At 65.1% G+C, this 21261-nt stretch carries 19 protein-coding genes; 1 reads left to right on the top strand and 18 read right to left on the bottom strand.

All coding sequences use genetic code 11. The annotated features are described in order from the left end of the window. Positions 1-15: 15 nt before the first annotated feature. From CAPI_RS04430 to rimM, 10 genes are all read right to left on the bottom strand, one after another. Positions 16-1200: a DNA-processing protein DprA gene (locus CAPI_RS04430; RefSeq protein WP_018016839.1), complete on the bottom strand. Its 1185-nt coding sequence runs from the start codon at positions 1198-1200 to the stop codon at positions 16-18. Then, positions 1197-2714 (bottom strand): YifB family Mg chelatase-like AAA ATPase, encoded by a 1518-nt coding sequence (locus CAPI_RS04425; protein WP_018016838.1) that lies wholly within the window; start codon positions 2712-2714, stop codon positions 1197-1199. Before CAPI_RS04425 ends, CAPI_RS04430 begins: the two co-directional genes overlap by 4 nt. Beyond that, a complete protein-coding gene (locus CAPI_RS04420; protein WP_018016837.1) occupies positions 2701-3075 on the bottom strand; it encodes a YraN family protein in 375 nt (124 codons plus the stop codon). Before CAPI_RS04420 ends, CAPI_RS04425 begins: the two co-directional genes overlap by 14 nt. 87 nt (positions 3076-3162) lie before the next feature. After that, positions 3163-3471 (bottom strand): DUF2469 domain-containing protein, encoded by a 309-nt coding sequence (locus tag CAPI_RS04415; RefSeq protein ID WP_018016836.1) that lies wholly within the window; start codon positions 3469-3471, stop codon positions 3163-3165. Next, positions 3468-4109, bottom strand: a complete 642-nt coding sequence (locus CAPI_RS04410; protein WP_018016835.1) for a ribonuclease HII — start codon at positions 4107-4109, stop codon at positions 3468-3470. The genes CAPI_RS04415 and CAPI_RS04410 overlap by 4 nt, the downstream gene beginning before the upstream one ends. After that, complete coding sequence (lepB, locus tag CAPI_RS04405; protein WP_040356543.1) at positions 4110-4844, bottom strand: signal peptidase I; 735 nt, start codon at positions 4842-4844, stop codon at positions 4110-4112. Positions 4845-4889: 45 nt separating this feature from the next. Then, positions 4890-5237, bottom strand: a complete 348-nt coding sequence (gene rplS / locus CAPI_RS04400; RefSeq protein WP_018016833.1) for a 50S ribosomal protein L19 — start codon at positions 5235-5237, stop codon at positions 4890-4892. A 115-nt stretch (positions 5238-5352) separates the two neighbouring features. Continuing rightward, on the bottom strand, positions 5353-7620 hold the full coding sequence (locus CAPI_RS04395; protein ID WP_018016832.1) for a Tex family protein: 2268 nt from the start codon (positions 7618-7620) through the stop codon (positions 5353-5355). A 10-nt stretch (positions 7621-7630) separates the two neighbouring features. Next, the gene (trmD, locus tag CAPI_RS04390; RefSeq protein WP_018016831.1) at positions 7631-8716 is read right to left on the bottom strand and encodes a tRNA (guanosine(37)-N1)-methyltransferase TrmD; all 1086 of its coding nucleotides are present in this window, start codon (positions 8714-8716) and stop codon (positions 7631-7633) included. Continuing rightward, positions 8709-9215 carry a ribosome maturation factor RimM gene (gene rimM, locus CAPI_RS04385; RefSeq protein ID WP_018016830.1) on the bottom strand — a complete coding sequence of 169 codons (507 nt, stop codon included), beginning with the start codon at positions 9213-9215 and terminating at the stop codon, positions 8709-8711. The genes trmD and rimM overlap by 8 nt, the downstream gene beginning before the upstream one ends. A gap of 164 nt (positions 9216-9379) precedes the next feature. Between rimM and CAPI_RS04380 the strand changes: the two genes are divergently transcribed. After that, positions 9380-9874: a hypothetical protein gene (locus CAPI_RS04380; RefSeq protein WP_156806765.1), complete on the top strand. Its 495-nt coding sequence runs from the start codon at positions 9380-9382 to the stop codon at positions 9872-9874. 459 nt (positions 9875-10333) lie between these two features. On the opposite strand, the gene rpsP is transcribed toward CAPI_RS04380, so the two are convergent. The 8 genes from rpsP to CAPI_RS04340 all read right to left on the bottom strand — a co-directional run bounded on the left by rpsP (position 10334) and on the right by CAPI_RS04340 (position 21241). Then, complete coding sequence (gene rpsP / locus CAPI_RS04375; protein ID WP_018016828.1) at positions 10334-10828, bottom strand: 30S ribosomal protein S16; 495 nt, start codon at positions 10826-10828, stop codon at positions 10334-10336. A 151-nt stretch (positions 10829-10979) separates the two neighbouring features. Beyond that, entirely contained in the window at positions 10980-12560 is a 1581-nt protein-coding gene (ffh, locus tag CAPI_RS04370; RefSeq protein ID WP_040356541.1) for a signal recognition particle protein, read from the bottom strand. A gap of 61 nt (positions 12561-12621) precedes the next feature. Further along, positions 12622-12960, bottom strand: coding sequence for a P-II family nitrogen regulator (locus tag CAPI_RS04365; protein WP_018016826.1), 339 nt, complete (start codon positions 12958-12960; stop codon positions 12622-12624). Further along, on the bottom strand, positions 12957-14303 hold the full coding sequence (locus CAPI_RS04360) for an ammonium transporter (protein WP_156806763.1): 1347 nt from the start codon (positions 14301-14303) through the stop codon (positions 12957-12959). Before CAPI_RS04360 ends, CAPI_RS04365 begins: the two co-directional genes overlap by 4 nt. Before the next feature lie 231 nt (positions 14304-14534). Next, complete coding sequence (gene ftsY, locus CAPI_RS04355) at positions 14535-15959, bottom strand: signal recognition particle-docking protein FtsY (protein ID WP_018016824.1); 1425 nt, start codon at positions 15957-15959, stop codon at positions 14535-14537. A 20-nt stretch (positions 15960-15979) separates the two neighbouring features. Next, positions 15980-19417, bottom strand: coding sequence for a chromosome segregation protein SMC (gene smc / locus CAPI_RS04350; RefSeq protein ID WP_018016823.1), 3438 nt, complete (start codon positions 19415-19417; stop codon positions 15980-15982). Between the two features lie 62 nt (positions 19418-19479). Then, complete coding sequence (locus CAPI_RS04345; RefSeq protein ID WP_018016822.1) at positions 19480-19764, bottom strand: acylphosphatase; 285 nt, start codon at positions 19762-19764, stop codon at positions 19480-19482. Then, on the bottom strand, positions 19757-21241 hold the full coding sequence (locus CAPI_RS04340; protein WP_018016821.1) for an alanine/glycine:cation symporter family protein: 1485 nt from the start codon (positions 21239-21241) through the stop codon (positions 19757-19759). The genes CAPI_RS04345 and CAPI_RS04340 overlap by 8 nt, the downstream gene beginning before the upstream one ends. Positions 21242-21261 lie beyond the last annotated feature (20 nt).

Below are 21261 nucleotides of genomic sequence, written 5' to 3'. Positions count from 1 at the left end.
GCCCAGCGCCAGGGATTAATCTTCCTCAACGCGGTGCCACTTTGTTCCAGCCCGCCGCACCACCCCTCGCGAAGCCAGCTCTACAAGAATATGGACACTCAACCCCATGCTCAGGCCCGAGGCTGCCGCGATGTCCGCGGCAGCGAGACCAGCTGAGGGGTTTGCCGGCAGCGCGTCGTAGACCCGCAACTCATTACGGCTGAGTCGTTGCACTGACGTTGCGGCGAAGTCGAGCTCGCGTTGCCCGTCAGCATCAAGCCCGTTACCCTCTCCCAGCGCGGACAGGGTGTCATGGACGTCCGTCGCGTTGAGCACCATTGCTGCCCGGCCGTCGCGAATGGCTAAGTTCGTGCCCAAGGACCCAGCCCCGAAAATCGGGCCAGGCACGGCCATGACGTGTCGGTTGAAGTAGTTACCCCAGCTCAGCGTGTTGAGTGCCCCCGAACGAAACGCCGCTTCCACAACAACGCACCCCTGGGTCAGGGCAGCCACGAGACGATTGCGCGTCAGGAACCGGTGCCGGTCCGGGCTCACCCCCGGCGGGTACTCAGTGACCACGGCGCCACCAGCCTCCACGATGCGCGCAAAGAGCTCCTCGTGCCGGCGCGGGTAGGTCACACCCGGCCCGCACGCCGCGACGACAACCGTCGTGGCGCCGTGGGTGAGAGCGGTCTCATGCGCCACAGCGTCGATACCCACCGCCCCGCCGGACACAATGGTGTAGCGGCGGGAGGCGAGCCCAGCAACGAGGTCTGCGGTGGCGTTGTTGCCGTAGGTTGAGGACGCGCGTGTCCCCACAATCGACACCGACTGCGCGAACAGGCCCGCCAGGTTCGTCGACCCCGCTACCCACAAAGCGTGAGGAGCCACTCCCCCGTCGCGGAAGGTGTCCCCGCCCGCCAGGCTCATAGACACGCCCGTGCCGAAAGAGCGTTCCATCTCGGTTGAGGGCCATCCCGCCATATCCGGGGTGAGAAGCTGAAACCCGGCCGCGGTGGCGTCGAGAAGATCCTGCTCTGTGCGCTCCCACGCGAAACGGGACTCTGTCTCCCGCGCGAGCCCACCGAGCCAGCTGCTGCGTTTGCGCACTCCCTCCGCGATCTCGTCAGCGTCACGCCCGGCGCGCAGCAACTGTTGGAGGTGGTAGCTTGGCCCCTCAATGACGCGGCTGAGATATGCCCAGGATTCCACAGTGCTCATACCAACGACCCCTCGTGGGTCCCGCACCGAAGCCCGACGGCGCGCGCGACGTGATCGAGGTCGGGGCGCGATGCGCCCTCAAGGTCGGCGATGGTCCAGCTCACTGCCAGGACCCGGTCCACTCCGCGCTGCGTGAGCACGCCCGTCGAGAGGTAGGCCCCGATCAACTCCATGGCGTCGTCCGCCGCCGGGTAGGACCTCCGTACCACCGGGCCCGCGATATGCGCGTTGAGCTCACCGGGCAGCCCGGCCTGGGCCCAGCGAAAGGAGGCACGCTCTCTCGCCGCTGCCACGCGGTTGGCGATGTCCGCGGAGGGTTCAGCGTCCCCGTCGCTGACAACGCCCCCGCACGATTGAGGGGCGAGTGAGATATCGATGCGGTCCCGGAGCGGCCCTGACAGGTTCTTCAAGTAACGCGCCCGCTCTGCCGCTCGACACGCGCACGCCATTGCGTCAACAGCGCCGCACGCGCAGGGGTTGGCCGCCGCAATGAGTTGAAAGCTGGCGGGAAAGACGGTGTCCCTGCGCGTGCGGGTGATCCTGACATGGCCCAGCTCGAGTGGGCCGCGAAGTGCGTCGAGCACCGCAGCCGATATCCCCGAGACCTCGTCAAGGAAGAGCACCCCTCGGTGGGCGAGGGTGACAGCCCCGGGGCGAGGGTTCCCCGATCCCCCGCCAATCAAGGCCGCTTTACTTATCGACGGGTGCGGCGCTACAAAGGGCCGGCACGGAGTCAGCCCCGCTGCGAAGGAATTGGCGACCGAGTGAATGGACGCAACCTCGATTTGTTCTGCGAGCGAAAGTGGCGGGAGGATGGTGGGGAGGCGCTCCGCCAGCATCGATTTCCCCGATCCCGGGGATCCGACCATCAAGACGTGGTGTCCTCCCGCAGCTGCCACCTCTAGGGCGAAGCGCTCCGGGGCAAGGCCGGAGATGTCGGCGAAATCCGGCCCGCTCGGCCTTACGGGTGGTTCACTTCGTGGCTGCGCGTGGCTGAGCCGGCGCTCTCCGAGCAGCCAGTTCCATACGTCGCTCAGCGTGTCGGCGACGTGCACCCGATCGTCGCCGAGAAGGGCTGCCTCCGCCTCGTTTTCCTTCGGTATCACGATGGCGTCGACGGTGTCGGGTGCAGCGATCAGCATGGGCAACAGTCCCTCCACTCGGCGCAGCCGCCCGCCGAGCCCGAGCTCCCCGAGCGCCATGACGCTTCGACCCCGCCGCAGGGCCCGCGGGTCCGTTGTGGCCACGACAGCCAAAGCCGCAGGAAGATCGAAGTGAGAGCCTGATTTGGGTAGGTGCGCCGGTGACAGCGAGACCATGATCTTGGTCCGGGGCCACGGCAGCGTGGAGTTGGCCACGGCGGTGCGGATTCTATCGCGCGACTCCCTCACAGCCGCGTCCCCCAGCCCGACCATGTGCACACCCGGCAATCCCGGACCTACATTCGCCTCCACCGTGACCGGACACGCGCTGATCCCCTCCAGCGTGGCCGCCTGGATACTAGCGAGAACCATCTTCGACCCCCTCGAAGATGCGAGCGCTCAATCCGCCATCGACGGAAAGAATTTCCGCGACATCAAACCTGAGCTCCGAATAACCAGCTTCATTGTGAGCCGCCAGCCACTCGCTCGCGCAGCGGCGCATCCTCCTCAGCTTGGCGGAGGTCACAGCCTCCGCCGCCCCGAAGGCGAGCCCGCGTCTCGTTTTGACCTCGATGAACACCAAAGCGCCACAAGGCGCGCGCGCAACGATGTCGATCTCCCCCGACGGGGTGCGCACGCGCGCGCCGACGAGCTCGTACCCCTTCCCCCGGTACAGCTCCGCGGCGTAGTTTTCGCCCGCGACCCCCAGGGCGGTGTGCCCCTCTACATCCATATCTCGTCCCCCGAAAGTCAGCCCTTATACAGTGTGGCACCCCTATTGGACTGCGCTCCGGGCCTCGAGGTTCCCCGGGGGACGACATTAACGGTCGGGGAAGGTCAGATCGGGTTTGTCGAGCTCTTCGATGTTGACGTCTTTGTACGTGATGACGCGAACGTAGCGCACAAATCGCACGGCACGGTACATGTCCCACACCCAGCAGTCGGACATGCGGACCTCGTAGTAGACGTCCTTGCCCTCTTGGTGCGGGATGAGCTCCACGGCGTTGGCGAGGTAGAAGCGCCGGTCGGTCTCGACAACATAGGAGAACTGGCTCACCACGTCCCTGTACTCGCGATACAGGGACAGCTCCACCTCCGCCTCGTAGTTGTCAAGATCTTCAGCGCTCATTGTGACCTCTCGAAAAACTCGTGGGCGATCCGGACGTTGGCATAACTATAACGGTGCTCCGGGCTCGCGCCGTGGCGACGCACCGCAGCCATATGCGCCTTCGTTCCGTACCCCTTGTGCGTTTCCACCCCGTAGGCGGGAAAGGACCGTGCCATCTCGGTTACGAGGCGATCACGGCTCACCTTTGCCAGGACGCTGGCCGCCGCGATGCAGCGGGCAGTGTAGTCCCCACCCACGATTGGTAGCTGGGGAATGGCTAGGCCGGGGACGCGGAACGCGTCGAGGAGGACATAGCCGGGGCGCGCATCAAGCTTCGCGACTGCCCTGCGCGCGCCGTCGAGGTTGGCGACGTGTACCCCGCGCCTATCTATCTCCGCAGCGCTGACATGCACGACGGCGTAGGCGAATGCGACGTCGCGGATCGCGTCGAAAAGCGATGCCCGCCGGAGGGGCGAAAGCTGCTTGGAATCGGTGAGTCCCTCCAGCGATGTGATGGGGCGGGGAGGAAGCACGCACGCAGCGACCGTCAGCGGGCCGAAGCACGCGCCACGTCCGGCCTCGTCCACCCCGGCAACAGGTCCGAGCCCCGCTTTGTCCAGAGCTACCTCGTGGGTGCGTAGTTGAACGAGGCGTCTCACCTATCGCTGGATATCGGGGTCGGCGACTGCGCTCATGCGGTCGAGGGGGAAGACAATGGCGACGACCTTGCCTCGCACATTCTCGCGCGGGATGGTGCCTTGGTACTGGTCGCCGAGGTGGTAGCGCGAGTCGAGGGAATTCGTCCGGTTGTCCCCCATCATGAAGTAATTGCCTTCGGGGACGGTGATGGGGCCGAAGTAGGCACCGCCGCACTCCTCCGAACCCGTGGCCCGGTCGATCGGGTAGGCCGCGGGCTGCAGAATGTAAGTCTGGTCGATCGGCGCACCGTCAACCATGACGGCTGGGTCACCAGCCTGGCAGGATACGGTTTGCCCACCGGTCGCGATGACGCGTTTTACCAGATCATTCTCATCAGGGGGGACAAGACCTGCCCACGTGCCCACCTGCTGCAGACCGGCGACGAGGGGGTTGGAGGAGCGATTGGAAACGTACTGCGTGTTCCACGAGTCCGTTCCCTTAAACACGATGACGTCGCCCGGCTGGGGGTCATCGAAGTAATAGCTGATCTTCTCCACCGCAATGCGGTCGCCCTTGCCCTTGAGGCCATGCAGCGTTGGCTCCATCGACGCGGAGGGGATGACGTAGACGCGGCCGATGAAAGTCTGGATTATGAAAATGAAAAAGAGGGTCAAGACGATTACCGCTGGCATCTCGATATACCAGGGAATCGCCTTGCCCTCTTCGGCCGGGCGGCCCGCGCGCTGTGTGCTCATCACCCGCAACACTCTAGCAGCGCGGCAGGTCCCCCCTCCTAGCCCCTAGCGGCGCTCCTTGATGCGGGCAGCCTTGCCGCGCAGCTCGCGCATGTAGTAGAGCTTCGCGCGGCGGACCTTGCCACGACGCAGAACCTCGATCTTCTCGATGTTCGGAGAGTGGACCGGGAAGGTGCGCTCGACACCGATTCCGAAAGAGATCTTTCGGACGGTAAACGTCTCGCGGATTCCCGAGCCCTGGCGGCGCAGGACGAAGCCCTCGAACAGCTGGGTACGAGTGACGGAGCCCTCGATCACCTTGACGTGAACGCCTAGGGTGTCACCGGGGCGGAAGTTCGGGATGTCGTCGCGCAGCTGGCCGGCGTCGACAAGATCAATGATTCCATTGCTCATGAAAGCAATCCTTTACGTTTAAGGACAGAGGACCCTAGCGGCGTTTCCCCGCGCTGGGGCGCTCGGCCGGTTCGTGTCGCCTACAACAACCTGTGCGATTCTACATACGCGCCGGTCAGTTACCAAATCCGGCCTTCTTCAGTGCGTCGGCCATGGAGCCGCCCGCTTGCCGACGCCCTCCCCCGCGGCCCTTCCTTCCCCCGGCGCTCCCGCCGCGCTTCGGGGCGGGTGCGCCCGGCTCGTCGTTCAGCCTGAGGCTCAGCCCGATGCGCTGGCGCTCCACGTCGACGTCCATGACCTTCACCTTCACCACCTGGCCGGATCGGACCACGTCGCGCGGGTCGGAGACGAACTTCTCGCTCATGGCGGAGACGTGGACGAGTCCGTCCTGGTGCACCCCGACGTCGACGAAGGCGCCGAACGCGGCGACGTTGGTCACGGTGCCCTCGAGGATCATGCCCGGGATGAGGTCGGAGACCTTCTCCACCCCCTCTTTGAAGGTCGCGGTGACGAACTCGGGGCGCGGGTCGCGGCCGGGCTTGTCCAGCTCGGCGATGATGTCGGTGACGGTGGGAACGCCGAAGGTCTCGTCAGCGAACTGCGCCGGGTCGAGGCGGGCCAAGACCTGCGTGTTGCCGATCAGCTCGGCGGTGGCCAGCCCGGTCGCGGCGGCGATGCGCTCGACCACCGGGTAGGCCTCGGGGTGCACCGCAGACGCGTCGAGGGGGTTCGACCCGCCGCGGATGCGCAGGAAGCCGGCCGCCTGCTCGAAGGCCTTGGGGCCGAGCCGAGCCACCTTGCCCAGCTCCTTGCGGGTGGTGAACGAGCCCTTCTCGTCGCGGTAGCCGACAATGTTCTTCGCGATCGTCGGCGAGACCCCGGCGACGCGCTCGAGCAGCGGGACGGAGGCGGTGTTGAGGTCCACGCCGACGGCGTTGACCGCATCCTCGACCACCGCGTCGAGCGCGTGGGCCAGGGCAGCCTGGTTCACGTCGTGCTGGTACTGCCCCACCCCGATGGACTTCGGGTCGACCTTCACCAGCTCGGCGAGTGGGTCCTGCAGGCGGCGGGCGATGGAGACCGCCGAGCGCAGGGAGACGTCCATGTCGGGGAACTCGGCCGCGGCGACCTCGGAGGCGGAGTAGACCGACGCCCCGGACTCGGAGACCACAACGGGGGTGGGCCGCGCCCCACCCGCCCGGGCGATGAGGTCGGCGACCTCACCCGCGAGCTTTTCGGACTCGCGCGAGGCGGTGCCGTTTCCCACGGCGATCAGTTCAACGCCGTGGGTGGCCGCCAGCGAGGACAGCTCCTTAACGGCCTCGGACCAGCGGTTCTGCGGCTGGTGCGGGTAAACGATCGTGGTGTCCAGCACCTTGCCCGTCCCGTCGACGACGGCGCACTTGACCCCGTTGCGGTAGCCCGGGTCGAGCGCCAGCGTCGCGCGCTGGCCGGCGGGAGCGGCGAGCAGCACGTCGCGCAGGTTGGTGGTGAACACCTCGAGCGCGCCCTGCTCCGCCTTCTCCCGCAGCCGGGTGCGGGTGTCGAGGTTGGAGGAGACCTGCAGCTTGGTGCGCCAGCCCCACCGCACCGCCTTGGCCAGCCAGGCGCTGGTGTGCACGTCGAGGTCGAAGCGCCCGGCGATCATCCCCTCGTAGACGGCGTCGTCTCCCGGGTCGAGGTCGAGGGTGAGCACGCCCTCGGATTCGCCGCGCAGCAGAGCGAGGATGCGGTGGCTGGGCAGGGAGGAAAACGGTTCGGAGAAGTCGAAGTAGTCGCGGAACTTCGCGCCCTCGGTTTCCTTGCCTTCCACGACCGAGGCCATCATCGTGCCGGTGGCGTAGAAGCGCTCGCGGACCTCCCCGACCAGATCGGCGTCCGTGGTGAAGCGGTCGACGAGGATGGCGCGGGCGCCGTCGAGCGCGGCCTTCGCGTCCGGGAAACCCTCGCTGGTGAAACGTGCGGCGAGGGCCTCCGGGTCGGCTTCGGGGTCGTCGACAAGCAATTGCGTAAGCTCGTCGAGCCCGGCCTCGCGCGCGATGTCGGCCTTCGTCTTACGACGCTTCTTGTACGGCAGGTAGAGGTCCTCCACGCGGGCCTTGGTGTCGGCCTCGGCGATCTGGCGGCGCAAGTCCTCAGTGAGTTTGCCCTGCTCCTCAACGGCGCCGAGCACCACCTCCTTGCGCTCGGCGAGCTCGGTGAGGTACGCGTTGCGTTCCTCGATGTGGCGCAGCTGGGCGTCGTCGAGCCCGCCCGTGGCCTCCTTGCGGTAGCGGGAGATGAAGGGGACGGTGTTGCCGGCGGCGAGCAGCTCGAGCGCCGCGGCCACCTGCCTGTCCGCCACCCCGAGTTCTTTCGCGATGATGCCTGCGATGAATGCCATTCGTGTAACTCTAGCCCTCTTCGACCGTGCTCCCCTCCCAGTGCCCCTTCATCCCCGCCGCCCGCGCGACGGCGGCGGTGGCCTCCTCGCAGCCGAGTGCGGTGCGCCCGCTGACCGTCACCTCGCCCTCCCCAAGGGTCACCTCCGGGTCGCGGTAGCCCGCCCTGCGCAGCTCGCGGCGCATCCGCTTGACGACGTCCCCCTCCCGCCCCCAGGGCACCTCCCCGCGCAGGGTGGTCACCACGTCCCGGCCGTGTAGCGCAAAGACGTCGTCCTCGTCGAGCTCAACGGTATCCAGCAGCTCCGGGCGCACCCGGCGGGTACGCAGGAGCGACTGGTCGCGCCGCCACCGCCGCACCCTGGCGTGGTCGCCGGAGAACAGGACCTCGGGGGCGTCGAACCCGCGCCAGGAGCGCGGCCGGGTGTAGGACGGCCCCTCGAGCAGGCCGTCGGAGAAGCTGTCCTCCTCGTGGCTCTCCGTGTTGCCAAGCACCCCCGGAATGAGCCTTGTGACGGCCTCGGCGATCACCAGCGCCGCGACTTCGCCGCCGATGAGCACGTAGTCGCCGATGGAGACCTCGCGCACCCGGTAGCGCTTCTCCGCGTCCTCGAAGACGCGCTGGTCGATGCCCTCGTAGCGCCCGCAGGCCACCACGATGTGCTCCTCGCGCGACCATGCACGGGCGTCCGCCTGCGTGAACAGCGCGCCGGCCGGGGTGGGCACGAGGAGCAGGGGCCGCGCGCGGTTCTCCCCGGAGTCGGCGTAGGGCCGCGGGGCGACGGATTCGACGTCGTCGTGGCGCGGCCTGTCGTTGCGGTGGGGGGCGGCGGAGGCGAGGGCGCGGCCGGAACGGCCGGCGGCGACGTCGTCAAGCGCCGGGCCCCACACCTCGGGCTTCATCACCATGCCGGGGCCGCCGCCGAGCGGGGGCGCGTCGACGGACTTGTGGTTGCCGGCGGCCCAGTCCCGCAGGTCGTGGACCCCGACCTCGACGATGCCCTGCTCGATCGCCTTGCCGAGCAGCGCATGGCGCAGCGGCTCGAGGTACTCGGGGAAGATGGTGATGACGTCTAGGCGCAGCCGCGGGCTAGACATCGAGCAGCCCCTCGGGCGGGGTGATGGTCAGGGTGCCGCCGTCCAGGTCGATCTCCGGGATGAAGTCGATGACGAAGGGAACGAGGACCTCCCGGCCCGCGTAGTCGATCTCGAGGATCTTGCGGTTCGGGGTGTCCACCACCCCGGTAACCTCGCCGACCTGCGTGCCCTCGTGGACCACCTTCAGGCCGATCAGCTCGTGGTCGTAGTACTCCTCGGAGTCCTCCTCACGCTCGAGCGGGGCGGCGAAGAACTGCATGCCGCGCAGGCTGTCCGCCTCGTTTCGGTCAGGAACCTCGCGGAACTTCACCAGAAGGCGACCCTTGTGGGGTCGGGAGGACTCCACCGTCAGCTTTCGTTCCCTGCCAGCCTGAGTTCCATTGAGCTCGGCGCCATCCGCGTAGCGCACTTCCGGCGCGTCCGTCATCACATCGACAAGAACTTCGCCACGAATCCCATGCGACTTCATGACACGGCCCACTTGCACCTTCATGGTCACTGAGATTACCTGCGCGCATCGTGGCGCAGTCCTCCGCCGCCTATTTATCAATGGGATGAGACGGGGCGAGATGGGAGGTACAACTTCCGACCCAACCGAAAACCACACTACGGCGTCCGGTCCAGCGCGAGCAACTCAGAACCATTCCACACCATTCCACGCGGTTGGCAGATGCCACCACCAGCCCTAACGAGGCACCTCTGATCCGGTCAATTGAAGAAAAACTGACGAGCGGGACCCTTCCCACCGAAGGATCTCCTGACCAGCTGAACTTGGCACAAGTCAAGGTAACGACCGCGCAGAATGAAGAAGGTAAGGAACTCGACTTCGTGACGGTGCCGTACAAGAACGATGGTGACTACAACTATCAAAGCAACGTGACGGTTGCGTTTGACCCCTCGGATACAGATGCTCCTGTAACGCGCTCGGAGACGCTGTACTCAGAGAGTAGAGACGGAAAGTTCAAAGTGGAGGTCTTCCAGAACGGGAAAAAGGTCAAAGACGAAACCACTGATGTCGACTATGTCGATGGTGAAACACTCGAAGCCCATTCGACTGCGCCGGTTGCGGACCCTAACAGCCTAGAGTTACAAGGATGGGGAACTAAAGTCGCATGCATTGGAGCAATACGTGGCGTTAACGCCACTGGAGCTGGCTGATTACTTCTACTTACGTGGGCGCGCGCACCACCGAGCCTGTTGGCTTCACACTCTGTGCCGCATGTGTAAGCGGAATCGCGGTGGTCGGGTCTGCCGACATCGGTGACATCGTAGAGTGCTTCACGTTTGAGAGGTGATTCTGTAATGAACGCTCTTTCAACTTTTCTTGGAATGGTTTTTACCGCCGAGACAATCCTACTAGTGCCAGGTTTGTTCGTTTCGCCTTCGGATATGCGATCTGCGGGATTTGTGGTTTTAGCACTTTTGAGCGTCGGTGCTTTCCTGACCGCGCGTCTTTCGAGAAGTTCTCCACATTAATGAGAGCTGTCCCCTGAATCACCGGAGGGTTTCATCTTTTTAGATCGACAGGGTTAACTCTCCGACAACGTCCTGAAACCTCAAAGAAAAACCCGCGCACGATATGGTGCGCGGGTGCAACGTCTGAGAGAGGCTTCTGCCTTACTTCTCCTCGGACGCCTCGGCGTCGGCGGACTCAGCCTCATCCTCAGCAGCCTCGGCGGCGGCAGCCTCGGCCTCGGCAGCAGCCTTGGCCTCCGCCTCCTCCTTGGCCTTCTTGCGCTTCTCGGTGATGGCCTCGGCGGACGGGCCGTTGTTGGCCTCCTCGAGAGCCTTGTTGAACAGCTCGAGCTTGGACGGCTTCTCCTCGGCGACCTTCAGGGTGCCCTCGGCGCCTTCGAGGCCCTTGTGCTTCTGCCAGTCACCCGTGACCTTCAGCAGCGCGAGAACCGGTTCGGTCGGCTGGGCGCCGACACCGAGCCAGTACTGAGCGCGCTCAGAGTTGATGCGGATGAGCGAAGGCTCTTCCTTCGGGTGGTAGATGCCGATGTTCTCAATGACCTTGCCGTCGCGGCGGGTCCGAGCGTCGGCGACAACGACGCGGTACTGGGCGTTACGGATCTTGCCGAGACGCTGGAGTTTGATCTTGACAGCCATGGTGTTCCTCTTCCATGTCACTGGGCAGTTCAGACGCCCGCCGCGGTGTGGCGGGCCGGTTCAACCCTTACTTCACGTGCGTGTGACTGGCCGGGCGAGCGTACTCGGTTCCGGCGCTGACGCAGCGCATCGAGTGTACCGGGCGACCCGGCTAGAAGCCAAAACGCTTGTCCTTGCCCAACTGGTTGAAGTCGATGCCGGACAGATCCAGGCCCTCGAACCCGGGCGGCATCTGCTGCTGCATCTTCTGCATGTCACCGAGGTCCGGCATCCCACCCGGCAGCTGAGGCGCTCCCGCGGTTTTCTTCTTCACCGGCTTGCGCTTCCCGCCTTTGGTCTTGCGCCCCTTGGGCTTCTTCTTGGTAGCCGATCGCCCGCCGAAGTTCCCGGGCAAGCCGAACTGGCTGGCCATGTGGCCCATCATCTTTTTGGCTTCGAAGAAGCGCTCGACGAGCTGATTGACTTCCCCGACGGAGACGCCAGAACCTCGGGCGATACGTTTGCGACGAGACGCGTTGAGGATCTTCGGGTCCTCGCGTTCCGCCGGCGTCATACCGCGGATGATGGCCTGGATGCGGTCGAGCTGCTTTTCATCGACCATATCGGCCATGTCGTTCATGGCCTTGCCGCCCGGCATCATCTTAAGCAGGTTGCCAATCGGCCCCATGCGGCGGACCATGAGCAGCTGGTTGAGGAAGTCCTCTAAGGTCAGCTCACCGGATCCAAGCCGGGAGGCGGCCTGTTCAGCCTGCTTTTCGTCGAAAAGCGTCTCGGCCTGCTCGATGAGGGTAAGCATGTCACCCATCCCGAGGATGCGGCTGGCCATCCGGTCCGGATGGAAGACATCGAAATCGTCGAGCTTTTCGCCTGTCGACGCAAACAGGATGGGCTTGCCGGTAACGTCGCGGATGGACAGTGCCGCGCCCCCTCGCGCGTCGCCGTCCAGCTTGGTCAGGACGACGCCGGTGAAGTCAACGCCGTCGGCGAAAGCCTGGGCGGTTGTCACTGCATCTTGGCCGATCATGGCGTCGATGACGAATAGGACCTCGTCTGGGTTAACAGCATCGCGGATGCTGCGCGCCTGCGCCATGAGGACTTCGTCGATGCCGAGACGACCGGCGGTATCGATGATGACGACGTCGTTTTTGTTCTGCCGGGCGACCTCGATGCCCTGTTTCGCAACGCTCACCGGGTCCCCGTGAGACGTGCCCATCTCGTGGCCCAGCGAATCGATGGACGTGCCGGGGTCCGGAGCAAACGTGGTTACGCCGGCGCGCTCACCGACGATCGTGAGCTGCTGAACTGCTCCCGGACGCTGTAAGTCGCACGCAACTAGGAGCGGGGTGTGCCCTTGCTTAGCTAGGTGCCGTGCGAGCTTTCCGGCGAGGGTCGTCTTACCCGCGCCCTGCAGGCCGGCAAGCATAATCACGGTGGGAGGGTTCTTCGCCAGTGCGAGGCGGCGGGTCTCACCACCGAGGATGCCGGTAAGCTCTTCGTTGACAATCTTGACGACCTGCTGCGCTGGGTTCAGCGCGGCGGAGACGTCAGCACCCAGGGCCCGTTCTTTCACCCTCTTAATAAAGGCACGGACCACGGGCAACGACACGTCTGCCTCAAGCAGGGCGAGTCGGATTTCCCGGGCGGTGGCGTCAATGTCCGCCTCTGTGAGCTTGCCCTTGCCACGAAGGCCCCCAAGGGCTGTTTGTAGGCGATCGGACAGTGACTCGAACACGGTTAGCTCCCCTTTAGTGGACATCGAGCGGTGTATAGCTCGTTACAGCCTAGCGTGTGTCTTAGACAGCGTTGTCGTCGGTTTCGCCTGTCCGGACCCGCACGACTCGCTCGACTGGGATGACCCAGACTTTCCCATCGCCGACCTCACCGGTGCGCGCAGCGCGCACGATTGCTTCTAAGGCGCGCTGCTCCTGCTGGTCGGTGACGAGGACTTCGATCTTGATTTTAGTTACAAAGGCGGACGAGTATTGCGCCCCGCGGTAATACTCGACGCTGACGGGCTGACGCCCTCTGCCCTGCGCCTCGGTAACGGTGATGCCGTGTATTCCCTCGCCTTCAAGGGCAGAGAGAACGTCGCTGAGAGTGAAGGGCTTGACTACTGCTGTGATGAGTTTCATCGCTGCGTCTCCTTGCCTTGCAGGACGGTGAAGTCTGTGGCACGAACTCCTGGGCCTCCGAGGTCGTAGCCAGTTTCGCGGTGCACCGAGTAATCGACCCCGCTGAGCTCTTCTTCGTGAGTGACCCGCCAGCCCACGGTCCTTTTGATCGCAAAGGCGATGAGAAGAGTCATTCCTCCGGAGAAAAGCATGGACACTAGAGCTACGAGGGCCTGAACGACGAGCAGCTTCCAACCATCTATTCCTCCGCCGGTGAGGATCCCCCGGTCAGTGGCGAACAGGGCGAGCCCGATTGTTCCCCACAAGCCCGCCACGAGGTGCACGCCGACGACGTCGAGCGAGTCGTCGTAGCGGAAAGTGTATTTCAGTCCGACCCCGATGCAGGCGAGAAGACCGCCTACAAAGCCAAGCACAATAGACCATGCGGGGGTGAGAGCGCCAGCGGCAGGCGTGATGGCAACCAACCCGGCGACCGCACCCGAGGACGCGCCAAGGGAGGTCGCGTAACCGTCGCGAATCTTCTCCAGCAGCAACCAGCCAAGCATGGCAGCCGCTGCAGCGACGGTTGTATTTACCCACGCAAGGCCAGCTAGGCCGTCTGCCGAGAACGCCGAACCTCCGTTGAAGCCAAACCAGCCGAACCAGAGCAGCGCCGCACCCAACATCACCATCGGCAGATTGTGAGGCCGCGAGTTCGACGTGGGGAAACCGTGCCGTTGGCCGATAACGAGGGCAAGAACGAGGGCCGCCGCCCCAGCCGAGATGTGGACGACGGTGCCGCCCGCGAAGTCAATTGGGGCGATGAGGGCCTCCTGGCCATCCGTACCGAAGACCCACGCTGCCAGGGAGGACTCCGAGTGTCCGAGGATTCCCCCACCCCAGACCATGAAGGCAAGCGGGAAATAAACGAAAGTCGACCACAACGCGCTAAAGAGCAGCCAGGACCCGATCTTTACCCGGCTGGCCAAAGCACCCGAGATGATCGCCGTGGAAATCGCCGCGAAGGTGAGCTGAAACCCAACGTCGATGACATTGGCGTAGCCATTGACGCCCACAATGTACGCCCCGCTCGCGTCGACGACGGAGCGACGCAAACCGAAGAACTGGAACGGGTTTGCCACGATGCCACCCAAAGACTGCGTTCCGTAAGACATCGACCAGCCCCACAGGACGTAGACAACCGACACGACGCCCAAGGCCGTAAACGACATCATCATCATGTTCAAGACACTTCGCCGCGAAGACATTCCGCCGTAAAACAGAGCCAACGCGGGCGTCATGAGTAGCACCAGAGAGGCTGAGACTAGGACCCAGCTCGCATTCCCTGCATCCACACCACTCACCCCTTCCTTTTCTATCGAGCAATTGGTAGTTACCGGCCTAACTGTAGAGCGACCGGTATCAAACACCAAGCAGCCGCAAGAAAGTGGGATAGAAATCACACAACCCCGCCTCTGCGGGGCGGGGCTGGGAAGGTCGTGGCCCGCGGGGTTGACGGGACCGGAGGCTAGGGTCTGGGGCTAGGGTCTGGGGCTAGGGTCTGGGGCTAGGGTCTGGGGCTAGGGTCTGGGAAACTACCCTAGGAGCGCGTCGACGAAGCTTTCCACCTCGAAGGGCGCCAAGTCATCCGCCCCCTCCCCCAGGCCTACGAGCTTCACCGGCACCCCGAGCTCCTCCTGAACCTGGAAGACGATCCCGCCCTTCGCGGTACCGTCCAACTTGGTCAGAACAACGCCGGTGATGTCGACCACCTCACGGAAGACCCGGGCCTGCGCGATGCCGTTTTGACCCACGGTTGCATCGAGAACCAGCAGAACCTCGTCCACAGTGGATTTCTTTTCGACGACACGCTTGACCTTGCCCAGCTGGTCCATCAGACCCGTTGCCGTGTGGAGGCGACCAGCGGTGTCGACGAGAACGACATCCGCTCCCTGCTCTACACCCGTGGCGACTGCATCGAACGCGACGGACGCGGGGTCCGCACCCTCCTTCCCACGCACGGTGGTCGCGCCGACCCGCCGACCCCACGTTTCGAGCTGGTCAGCCGCCGCCGCGCGGAAAGTATCGGCCGCCCCCAGGACAACGCTGTGTCCCAAGGACACAAGCACACGCGCCAACTTACCAGTCGTTGTCGTCTTACCCGTGCCGTTGACGCCGACAACAAGAACGACCGCCGGCTTGCCCTCGTGCGGGACTGCCTTGATGGAACGGTCGAGGTCGGGGCGGGCGGCGTCGATAAGAGTCTCGCGCAGCATGGCCCGCGCCTCCTCCTCGGTGGAGACCCCGCGCTCAGCGATTTTCTCGCGCAAAGACTCCGTGACCTTCATCGTCAACTGGGAGCCGAGGTCGGCCATGATGAGGGTGTCTTCAATTTCCTCCCAGGCATCCTCGTCGAGGTCGCCGGCCGTGAGGATGCCCAGCAGGCCGCGGCCAATGGCGCTCTGCGAGCGTGATAAGCGGCCTCGCAGCCTGCCGATCCTGCCCGCCGCAGGAGCGATATCTTCGACGGGAGCCGGCGGCTGCGGCTGAACGGTGTCAGGGGCGGGCGTTTGTTCGAGGGCGGTCTCCGCCGCCCCGACGGCCTCGGCCGCCGCTTCTGCGGCCTCTACTGCTTCTTCTGCCTCAGTGGACTGAGCTGCCTCAGCTGCTAGAGTTTCCCCACTTGGTGCGTCCACAGGTGCATCGGCCGGCACTTCCGCCGGCTTTTTACGTGGCTCCTCCACGGGCTCCGTTTGCGGCTCTTTTTCCCTCGACATGTCGGTCGTGAGACCCTCGTTCCGGTCGACGGGGACAGGTTCCGGTGCCGCGGCCGGAACAAAATTGAACTCGCCTTTCGCCTGGTACTCGCCGGGCTGGCGTGTCAGCTCCTTTTGCTCGGAAAACGACACCGTCTTCGCTTCCCTGCGCCTGTTACCGGCCACCACCACGCCCACGACGATCAGGGCGAGGACCACGACCGCGATTAAGATCCACACAAGGGTCATATTCATGGCACCCATAGTGCCAAAGAACCCCCTCTCTACGCCGGTGAGGGGCTCATCCGCTGAGAGATCACGCGAGTGACACCATCGCCGCGCATCGTCACCCCGTAGAGGACGTTTGCCACGTCCATGGTCGGCTTTTGGTGGGTGATGACGATGAGCTGGGAGTCCCGCCGCAGCTCTTCTAGGAGGGCGATGAGCCGGCGCAGATTGACGTCGTCAAGTGCTGCCTCGACCTCGTCGAGAACGTAAAAGGGGCTGGGACGGGCGCGGAAGATCGCCACGAGGAAGGCGAGCGCTGTGAGGGACTTTTCGCCACCGGAGAGGAGGGAGAGGCGTTTGACTTTCTTCCCGGGCGGTCGTGCCTCGATCTCGATGCCGGTAGCGAGCAGGTCACTTGGGTCGGTCAGGACAAGCCGCGCCTCGCCGCCCGGAAAAAGGGTCCTGAATACTGCGGGGAACATTTCCTCGACATCGCGCCAGGCGACGGTAAACAACTGCAGGATGTGGCGATCGACATCGGTGATGACTTGCGTGAGATCCCGGCGGGCGCGAAGGACGTCATCTAGCTGGGTGGAGAGGAACGTGTAGCGCTCCTCGAGGGCCTTGAATTCCTCGAGGGCCAGCGGGTTCACCTTGCCCAGTGCACGCAGATCCCGCTCGGCCTGTTTGAGTCGGCGCTCCTCGGCGCCCCTGTCGAAGTCCGGCGCCGGAGTGTAACCCTCGACCAGGTCGTTGACGGGCAGCCCCAGCGACTCACTTGCTTTGGCCTCTGCCTCGTCCACCCGCACCTGCGCTTCCGATCGTTCGAGATCGGCCGCGTGCGCCCGCTGCGTGAGGCGTTCCGCGTGCTGCCGCGCCGCGCTGACCTCTGAGCGCGCTGCCTGCAGCTGTTGGCTCAGCTCAGCGGAGCGCTGCGCTAGCTGGTCACGACGCTGCATTGCGCGCTCGAGCGCGTCCTGCGCGCGGGCAACGATGTCGCGCGCATGCTTTTCGACGGCACGCGCCACCTCCGCCTGCGCCATCCTCTTCTCCTGGGCGGCATCGTGGCGCGCCTTCGCCTGACGCTCTCTCTCTGCGTGACGGCGCAGGCTGTCGCCCCGGCCCGCGATCGCCTGGGCGTCGCGCTGCGCGGTACGGTAGGCGACGGTAGCTTCCATCTCCATGGCCCGTACCTGGGTGAGCGCCTCCCGGGCATTATCGCGTGGCGCCGTCGATGGTTCTGCGGGGGCTTCGGTGTCCTCGACCCGCGCGAGCCTATCCAACGTTTCTTCCAAGTCCGCCCGCCGCCGCGCGAGACGCGCCTCCGCCTCAGTCACTCGCTGGGCTGCCCGCTCATGCTCGGATTTGTTCGCCGCCACGTGCTTGGCCAGGCGTGCGTGCTCGCGCCGGTATGACTCGACCGACGCGTCGTGTTCCCGCAGCGCGGCCTTTGCCCCCGCCGCGACCACGCGGGCTTCATCGGCCGCGATGCGCGCTCCCTCCAACGTCCCCGTCAGTTCCTCGAGTCGCGCCCGGGCGGTGTCCAACTCGCGGCGCGCTCGCTCCACAGCGCCGGTGACCTCCACGGATGTCGGTGACCCCGCCCCCGCCGCGACCCAGCCCTCGCCGATCAGCACGCCGTCACGGGTCACGGCTCGCAAGCGCGGATCGGCAGCGACGATCTCCTGCGCGGTGGCGACATCGGGAGCGAGGGCAACGTCGACGAGCAAACGCGTGACCGCTCCCCGAACTTCCTCGCCGATGGTGACGTGGTCGAGCAACCAGTCCGCCGCGGCGTCCGAATCGAGCCGCCAGGAGTCACCGCCGCGCTCGTCTATGACGACCGCGCGGTGGGCAGCGCGAAGCGTCTCGACGGTCCCCGCATCCACCACGCCGCACAACGCCTCTGCGTGGGGGCCGAGCGCGGCGGCGAGCGCAGTGTCAACCCCGTCGGCCGCAGAAATCCGACCCGCGAGGGAGCCGAAACCGGGGCCCAGCTCAGCGGCCGGTGCCGGGGCCTGCTCCTCGAGCGTCGCAATCCTCGACTCCAGCGCGTACACCGCCCCCTCTCGTTCGCGCTGGGAGGAGCGCAGCTCGTCGAGGCGCCGCTCGGCCGCGGTGGATTCGGAATGGGCCTGCGCGTTGGCGTCGATAAGCGGGGCCCGCTGATCCTCACACCCCTCGATGCGCGCGGCGGCCTCCGCAGCGTCGCGCTCAGCGTTCAGAACGCGCCTCCGCGTCTCCTCCAGCACTTCGAGGAGGCGAGCGAGATCCTCTTCGGCCGTCTGCGTGGCCTGCCGCTGGCTTTCACTTTGAGCCACGAGCCGCACGACGCCTTCGCGCCTGTCGGCTATAGCACGCACCTGGGCGGCGTGTTCGCGCTCCGCGTTTTCCGCCTTGGCCTGCAGCTCTTCCGCTTCCTCGCGAATCGTCTCGAGTCTTTCCGCTGCGGCTTCCGCGCGTTCGGTCGCCGCCTCGAATTCCTCGTCGGCGACGGCGGCTTGCGCGGCGAGGTCGTCCGGGTCCGGGCCGGCGTACGCGAGCCGATCCCCCGTGTTGGCCGCCCGCTCCTGTGCGATACGAACCGTCGCGCCGACCCGCTCAACCAGCGCTGACAGATCCAGCCACTGCCGCTGGGCTTCTTCCGCCTCCGGCTGTGCCTGCTGTTGTAACTCCTCGAGGCGTTGTTGGCCGAGGTGGGCCCGCTCGAGGGCCTGAGTCGCGTGGCCCGCCTCTTCGGCAGCCACTCGGCTCGCGCGTACAGCCTCGTCGCGCACGGCCCGGAGAGTGACAACCCGGTCCCCGGCCAGCTTCAGTCGTGCGTCGCGAACCGTGGACTGCACCGTCGCCGCGCGCTGGGCCGCCTCCGCTTGGCGAGCCAGCGGTTTGAGCTGCTTGGCCAGTTCGTCGGTCAGATCTTGGAGGCGGTCAACGTTGCCCTGCATCCCGGTGAGCTTGCGCTGCGCCTTTTCTTTTCGACGACGGTGCTTGAGCACTCCGGCGGCCTCTTCGATGAACGCGCGGCGCTCCTCCGGGCGCGATTCGAGAATGTCGGACAGCTTCCCCTGGCCGACGATGATGTGCATCTCGCGCCCGATCCCCGAGTCCGAGAGGAGCTCTTGGACGTCCATGAGCCGTGCCCGCGACCCGTTGATCTCGTACTCCGACGCACCATCGCGGAACATGCGCCGCGTGATGGCCACCTCGGTGTAGTCAATGGGGAGGTGCTGGTCGGAGTTGTCGAAAGTGAGAGTGACCTCAGCCCGGCCAAGCGGTTTGCGGTCTCCGGCCCCGGCAAAGATGACATCCTCCATCTTTCCACCGCGGAGGTTTTTGACGCCCTGCTCCCCCATGACCCAGGCCAGGGCGTCGACCACGTTCGATTTGCCCGAGCCGTTTGGCCCCACGACGGCGCAAATGCCGGGCTCGAACTTCATCGTGGTCGCGGACGCGAAGGACTTGAAGCCTTTCAGCGTGAGCGACTTGAGGTGCATTGCTGCGATTTTACAGAGCTACGGCCCATTCGTCGGGACCCGCGCTAGGTGGGTCTAGCGCCTCAGCGCTCCTCGAAGCCCCGCTCGCCGCGGACATCCCCGTACTGCTCGACGACGAGGTCAACACACCCCGGCCGCGACCGCGACGAGGGTTGCTCCCGAATAAGCTCAAGGAGCTTTTCGACGTCACCCGCATCCCCCTCGGCCACAACGCACACCCTGCCGTCGGCAAGGTTTGTGGCGTGGCCCGCAAGGCCGAGCTCCAGCGCACGCGATCGCGTCCACCACCGGAATCCAACCCCCTGGACGTTGCCGTGGACGAAAGCGGTCAGACGGATCCTAGCCATGGTTCTTCTCTTTGATGCGGTCTTCCCGGCTACGCCGCGTCACCGGGTCGCTACCGTCCCACGCCTCCACGTTTTTCAACTCGGGCAGCATGTCGCGGTGGAACACCGGGTCCATGCCGCTGCGGCGCTGCTCATTGAAGTTTTTCAGCAGTTTGATGGCTACCCCGCCAAGCGGCACGATAGCGATGATATTGATGGTGGCCATGGTGCCGGCCATCGTGTCGCCGAGCGCCCACACGAGTGGCACCGAGCCAAACGCACCGAAGAAGACGAATCCGATGACGCCAAGGCGGAAGACTACCATCACTGCCTTGGAGCGGGAGAGATATTCGACGTTCGCCTGCGCCAGGTAGTAGTTCCCGATCACCGAGGAAAACGCCAGGAAGAAGAGGATAAAGGTGATGAAATGGGTACCCCACGCACCCACGGAATCGGCCAGAGCGGTCTGCGTCAGCGACGCGCCCTGGATATCCTCCTTGCCGTAGGCCACCTCGGGGCCGAGCAGGACGATGAACGCGGTGATAGAGCACACCACCAGGGTGTCGAAGTACACGCCAAGGGTTTGTACCAATCCCTGCTTGACGGGGTGAGACACGGTCGCTGTTGCGGCGGCGTTCGGCGCGGAGCCCTGCCCAGCTTCGTTGGAAAACAGGCCGCGGCGCATCCCCCACATAAACGCCATTCCAAGTGTTGCGCCCGAGACCTGCTGGAGGCCGAGAGCATGGCCGACGATGTGTTCGATCATTCCCGGGACCTCGCGAATGTTCAGCACGATGACGAGCACCCCGATCAGGATGTACGCCCCAGCCATGAACGGCACGATGATCTGGGTAGCGTTGGCAATGCGCGTCACACCCCCGAAGATGATGGCCGCGGTCAAGGCGGCGATAATCACCGCCACGGCCAGTTTGAGGGCGTTTGAGTCGTTGTTCAGCGACCCACCTACGGCCTCGACGATGGAATTGGTCTGGATGGCGTTGTAGACAAACCCGTAGGTGAAGGTCAGTGCCACGGCGAACACGACCGCCAGCGGCTTCCAGCCCAGCCCCCGGGTCATGTAATAAGCCGGGCCGCCCAGGTAGTTGCCGTTGTCGTCCCTGGTCTTCCACAGCTGCGCCAGCGTGGATTCAACGAACGAGGTAGCGCCACCGATGATGGCGATCATCCACATCCAGAAGACAGCACCGGGGCCTCCCACGGAAATCGCGAGAGCCACGCCCGCGATGTTTCCCGTTCCGACGCGCGACGCGGCCGAAATGGTGAAGGCCTTGAACGCGGAGATTCCGCCGAAATCCTCGTCCTCGTCGTGTCCCTTCGGCGATTCGGTGACGGCGCGCAGCATGGCTGGGAACAACCGCACCTGGACAAGCAACGTGCGCAAGCCGAAGTACGCCCCCGCAGCGATGAGCAGCCAGGGGACTAGGTTCCAAATAAAGCCGTTGACGGTACCGTCAACGAACTCGGTAGCTTTGTCCATTGTGGGAATACTACGGCACG

The sequence above is a fragment of the Corynebacterium capitovis DSM 44611 genome, assembly GCF_030440535.1.
In the GTDB taxonomy this organism is placed as follows: domain Bacteria; phylum Actinomycetota; class Actinomycetes; order Mycobacteriales; family Mycobacteriaceae; genus Corynebacterium; species Corynebacterium capitovis.
Note: the sequence above shows the minus strand (reverse complement) of the source record. Positions and strands in the feature narration are given on the sequence as shown.

Coding starts and splice junctions, on each gene's coding strand:
- CAPI_RS04365 (WP_018016826.1), bottom strand. CDS start 12,960: ATGAAACTCATCACAGCAGTAGTCAAGCCCTTCACTCTCAGCGACGTT.
- CAPI_RS04395 (WP_018016832.1), bottom strand. CDS start 7,620: ATGGCATTCATCGCAGGCATCATCGCGAAAGAACTCGGGGTGGCGGAC.
- lepB (WP_040356543.1), bottom strand. CDS start 4,844: ATGAGCACACAGCGCGCGGGCCGCCCGGCCGAAGAGGGCAAGGCGATT.
- CAPI_RS04415 (WP_018016836.1), bottom strand. CDS start 3,471: ATGAGCGCTGAAGATCTTGACAACTACGAGGCGGAGGTGGAGCTGTCC.
- CAPI_RS04425 (WP_018016838.1), bottom strand. CDS start 2,714: ATGGTTCTCGCTAGTATCCAGGCGGCCACGCTGGAGGGGATCAGCGCG.
- rplS (WP_018016833.1), bottom strand. CDS start 5,237: ATGAGCAATGGAATCATTGATCTTGTCGACGCCGGCCAGCTGCGCGAC.
- CAPI_RS04420 (WP_018016837.1), bottom strand. CDS start 3,075: ATGGATGTAGAGGGGCACACCGCCCTGGGGGTCGCGGGCGAAAACTAC.
- CAPI_RS04345 (WP_018016822.1), bottom strand. CDS start 19,764: ATGGCTAGGATCCGTCTGACCGCTTTCGTCCACGGCAACGTCCAGGGG.
- rpsP (WP_018016828.1), bottom strand. CDS start 10,828: ATGGCTGTCAAGATCAAACTCCAGCGTCTCGGCAAGATCCGTAACGCC.
- CAPI_RS04430 (WP_018016839.1), bottom strand. CDS start 1,200: ATGAGCACTGTGGAATCCTGGGCATATCTCAGCCGCGTCATTGAGGGG.
- smc (WP_018016823.1), bottom strand. CDS start 19,417: ATGCACCTCAAGTCGCTCACGCTGAAAGGCTTCAAGTCCTTCGCGTCC.
- ftsY (WP_018016824.1), bottom strand. CDS start 15,959: ATGGGTGCCATGAATATGACCCTTGTGTGGATCTTAATCGCGGTCGTG.
- CAPI_RS04340 (WP_018016821.1), bottom strand. CDS start 21,241: ATGGACAAAGCTACCGAGTTCGTTGACGGTACCGTCAACGGCTTTATT.
- trmD (WP_018016831.1), bottom strand. CDS start 8,716: ATGTCTAGCCCGCGGCTGCGCCTAGACGTCATCACCATCTTCCCCGAG.